General features: G+C 66.9%; 3 protein-coding genes. 1 reads left to right on the top strand and 2 read right to left on the bottom strand.

What is annotated here, in order from left to right:
* The coding region (locus D7Y15_RS42500) for a thioredoxin domain-containing protein (protein ID WP_148713028.1) at nucleotides 1–1,203 on the top strand (1,203 nt) is incomplete at its 5' end.
* An 89-nt stretch (nucleotides 1,204–1,292) separates the two neighbouring features.
* On the opposite strand, the gene D7Y15_RS42495 is transcribed toward D7Y15_RS42500, so the two are convergent.
* Both D7Y15_RS42495 and D7Y15_RS42490 read right to left on the bottom strand, forming a co-directional pair.
* A complete protein-coding gene (locus tag D7Y15_RS42495; RefSeq protein WP_120581531.1) occupies nucleotides 1,293–1,679 on the bottom strand; it encodes a RidA family protein in 387 nt (128 codons plus the stop codon).
* 79 nt (nucleotides 1,680–1,758) lie between these two features.
* Nucleotides 1,759–3,966 (bottom strand): bifunctional (p)ppGpp synthetase/guanosine-3',5'-bis(diphosphate) 3'-pyrophosphohydrolase, encoded by a 2,208-nt coding sequence (locus D7Y15_RS42490; protein ID WP_121756114.1) that lies wholly within the window; start codon nucleotides 3,964–3,966, stop codon nucleotides 1,759–1,761.
* Nucleotides 3,967–4,279 lie beyond the last annotated feature (313 nt).

Raw genomic sequence — 4,279 nt, 5'->3', positions numbered from 1 at the left:
GCCCAGCAGCAGGCGGAGCCCGCCGCCGCCGCGAAGAAGGTGGAAGTCCCCGCGGACTCCCCCTCCTTCGGCCCGGCCACCGCGAAGGTGACCATCGTCGAGTGGTCCGACTTCGAGTGCCCGTTCTGCAGCCGCGCCGTGCCGACCCTGAACAAGATCAAGGAGACCTACGGCAAGGACGTGCGCGTGGTGTTCCGCCACCAGCCGCTGCCCATGCACTCGCACGCGAAGATCGCCGCGCAGGCCTCCATGGCCGCCCACGAGCAGGGCAAGTTCTGGGAGATGCACGACAAGCTCTTCGCCAACCAGCGCGCCCTGGAGCGCGGTGACCTGGAGAAGTACGCCCAGGAGCTGGGCCTGGACATGAACAAGTTCAAGGCCGCCCTGGAGTCGAGCAAGATCTCCGCGAAGGTGGACGCGGACTCCTCCGCGGGCATGGCGGTGGGCGCCAACGGCACCCCGGCCTTCTTCATCAACGGCCGCTTCCTCTCCGGCGCGCAGCCCTTCGAGGCCTTCAAGCCCCTCATCGACCAGGAGATCGCCAAGGCCGACAAGGCGCTCGCCGCCGGCACCAAGGCGGAGGACCTCTACGCCAAGCTGAACCAGGACAACGTGAACGCCGCTCCGGCCGCCCCCGCGGCGCCCGCCGAGCCGGAAGTGCAGAAGGTGGAGGTGGGCAACGCCCCGGTGCGTGGCCCGAAGAACGCGCCCGTCACCATCGTCGCCTGGTCCGACTTCGAGTGCCCCTTCTGCAGCCGCGCCGTGCCGACCATCGAGCAGGTGGAGAAGGTCTACAAGGGCAAGGTCAAGTTCGCCTTCAAGCACCAGCCCCTGCCCTTCCACCAGAACGCGAAGCTCGCCGCCGTGGCCTCCATGGCCGCGAACGAGCAGGGCAAGTTCTGGGAGATGCACGACAAGCTCTTCGCCAACCAGCGCGCTCTGGACCGCGCCAGCCTGGAGAAGTACGCCCAGGAAATCGGCCTGAACGTGAACAAGTTCAAGACGGACCTGGAGTCGGGCAAGTTCGACAAGCAGATCGAGGCGGACATGGCGGACGGCTCCTCCAAGGGCGCCAACGGCACCCCGACGTTCTTCATCAACGGCCGCACGCTGGTGGGTGCGCAGCCCTTCGAGGCCTTCAAGAAGGTCATCGACGAGGAGCTGAAGAAGGCCGGCGTCGCGATGGCGGCGGAAGCGAAGTAGCCCCTCCCCGCTGTTGAAGCACAAAGGCCGTCGGCTCCCTCAGCGGGAACCGGCGGCCTTCGTGTTTCCAGCGAGTCCCCGGTGCGGCGTCAGGAGACGGCGATGGCGTCGATCTCCACCTGGGAGCCGCGCGGCAGCGCGGACACCTGCACGGTGGCGCGGGCCGGAGGGGAGCCGGTGAAGGCGCGGCCGTACACCTCGTTCACCTTGGCGAAGTCACCCAGGTTGGTGAGGAAGATGGTGCAGCGCACGACGTGGCTGAAGTCCAGGCCGCTGGCGGCGAGCACGGCCTGCAGGTTCTTCATCACCTGCTCGGCCTGCGCGACGACGTCACCGGGGACCAACTCCATCGTCTTCGGATCCAGGGGAATCTGGCCGGACAGGAACGTCATCTTCCCGGCGTCCACCTGCACGGCCTGGGAGTAGGGGCCAATCGCCTTGGGGGCGTCGTCGGAGTGGATTGCCTTGCGCGCCATGCAGCACACCTCGCGTTGCGGCGGCCCCCAAGGAGGACGGGGGCCGCGGGTCCGCCGCGGGCTGTAGCACAGGACAGGGCTAGATTCGCTCGACCGAGTAGACGCCCGTCAACCGCTCGATGGAGCGCATCAGGTCCGTCAGCTGCTTGAGGTCGGAGATGGTGACCTCGAAGGTATTGACGGCCCGGTCGTCGCCGGTGGCCCGGCAGTTCGCCTGGGAGATGTTGACGCTCTTCTTGGAGAACGTGTTGGTGATGTCCGCCAACAGGCCCGGCCGGTCCGCTGTCAGCACGCGCAGCGTGACGGGCCGCTTGAAGTCGCCCTTCACGTCCCAGGACACGTCCACGCGCCGCTCGGGGTCCGTGGCCAGGGCCTTCTCACACCCCACCGTGTGCACCGTCACGCCCCGCCCCCGGGTGATGAACCCCGCGATGGGGTCTCCGGGAACGGGGTTGCAACAGCGCCCGAAGCGCACCAGCACGTCGTCCACGCCGCCAATCTGGACGCCGCTGCGGCTGTTGCGCCCGACCAGCCGCTTGGCCAGGTCCGTCATGCGCGACAGGCCCGGCAGCATGGACGCGTTCGCCCCCGGACCGTTGCCGTCCGTGGGACGCGGAGGCGGCTCCGCCTGCGCCAGCTTCTCCTGCGGCACCAGGCGCATCACCAGCTGCTGCGGCGTCACCTTGCCGTAGCCGATGGCGACCAGCATGTCGTCCTCGACGCGGAAGCCCAGCTCCTCGGCGACCTTCTTCACCTCGCCGGAGCGCACCAGCTTGTTGAAGTTGAGCTGGAAGCGCTTGAACTCGCGCTCCACCAGCTCACGGCCCAGCTGCAGGCTCTTGTCGCGCTGCTGCTGCTTGATGAAGCCGCGGATGCGCTGCTGCGCGCGGCTCGTCTTGACGAAGGTGAGCCAGTCCTTGGACGGGTGCGCCTGCGGGCTGGTGAGCACCTCCACCGTGTCGCCGTTCTTCAGCTTGTAGCGCAGGGGAACAATCTTGCCGTTCACCTTGGCGCCCACGCACCGGCCGCCCACGTCCGAGTGGATGGCGTACGCGAAGTCCACCGGCGTCGCGCCGCGCGGCAGGCTGCGCACGTCGCCCTTGGGCGTGAAGACGAAGACCTCGTCGGTGAAGAGGTCGACCTTCACCGTCTCCAGGAACTCCTTGGGGTCCTTGAGGTCCTGCTGCCACTCCATCAGCTGGCGCAGCCAGGCGAACTTCTCGTCGTCCTTGGAGATGGGCGCGCGGCCTTCCTTGTAGGCCCAGTGCGCCGCGATGCCCTCTTCGGCGATCTTGTGCATCTCCGAGGTGCGGATCTGCACCTCCACGCGCTCGCTCAACGGACCAATCACCGTGGTGTGCAGGGACTGGTACATGTTGGGCTTCGGGATGGCGATGAAGTCCTTGAAGCGCCCGGGCACCGGCTTCCACATCTGGTGCACCATGCCCAGCGCCTCGTAGCAGGAGGGCACCGACGGCGCGATGATGCGGAACGCGATGATGTCGTGGATCTGATCGAAGTCGATGCCCTGCGACTTGATCTTCTTCCAGATGCTGTAGACGTGCTTGAAGCGCCCGCTGACGTCGCCCTTGAGGCCGCGCTCCTGGAGCTTGGCGCGCATCAGGTCGCAGGTGTCCTCGATGTACGCCTCGCGCTCCTTCTTGCGCTTGTTGAGCTGCTCCTCCAGCGCGAAGAACTCCTGGGGCTTCACGTAGCGGAAGGACAGGTCCTCCAGCTCCGTCTTGATCCAGGAGATGCCCAGGCGGTTGGCCAGGGGCGCGTAGATGTCCAGCGTCTCCTGTCCGATGCGGGCCTGCTTCTCCTCGGACATGTGATCCAGCGTCCGCATGTTGTGCGTGCGGTCCGCCAGCTTCACGAGGATGACGCGGATGTCCTGCGCCATCGCGATGATCATCTTGCGGAAGTTCTCCGCCTGCTTCTCCTCCTGGGAGAGCGTCGCGGACGCGGAGAACTTGGACAGCTTCGTCACGCCGTCCACCAGTTGGGCGACCTCCGGACCGAACAGCTCCGTGAGCTCCTCCGCGGTGGCGAGCGTGTCTTCGATGGTGTCGTGGAGCAGGCCGGTGACGATGGACGCCTCGTCCAGCTTCAGCTCCGCGAGGATGCCCGCCACCTCCAGCGGGTGGACGAGATAGGGCTCTCCCGACTTGCGGAGTTGCCCTTGATGGACCTTGGCCGAGTAGACGTACGCCTTCTTGATGATGTCCAGGTCGGGGTCCGGGTGGTACGACGCAACCCGCTGCAGGATGTCGTTCAGGCGAATCATCGAGGCGGTGACAATCGTAACTGCCTCAAACAGCAGGGGCAACGTTACCCTGGAACATCGCGTGCCCCGCCGGGTCCTGGAGGCCCGGGCGCCCTGGAAATTGGTCCGAGGCTTTCGTTGACCCGGCGTTTCACGCCCCCCTAGATTGGCCCTCTGCCCATGTCTCAGCTTCTGCTGTCCGCGCTCCCGGTGGTCTGCCCGAATTGTGACGGTTTCAACCCGGCACGCTCGGCCACCTGCGCACTGTGCGGCCAGGCGATGGAAGAGGCCGCTCCGGCCCCCCGTCCGGCGGCCACGACCCCGCCCCGGCCGG

The organism is Corallococcus sp. AB030 (genome assembly GCF_003668965.1).
In the GTDB taxonomy this organism is placed as follows: Bacteria; Myxococcota; Myxococcia; order Myxococcales; family Myxococcaceae; genus Corallococcus; species Corallococcus exiguus.
This window is presented reverse-complemented; position numbering and strand designations above follow the sequence as displayed.

What these genes read in the sequence shown, in the direction of transcription:
- D7Y15_RS42495 (WP_120581531.1), bottom strand. Translation starts at nt 1,679, where the DNA reads ATGGCGCGCAAGGCAATCCACTCCGACGACGCCCCCAAGGCGATTGGC.
- D7Y15_RS42490 (WP_121756114.1), bottom strand. Translation starts at nt 3,966, where the DNA reads ATGATTCGCCTGAACGACATCCTGCAGCGGGTTGCGTCGTACCACCCG.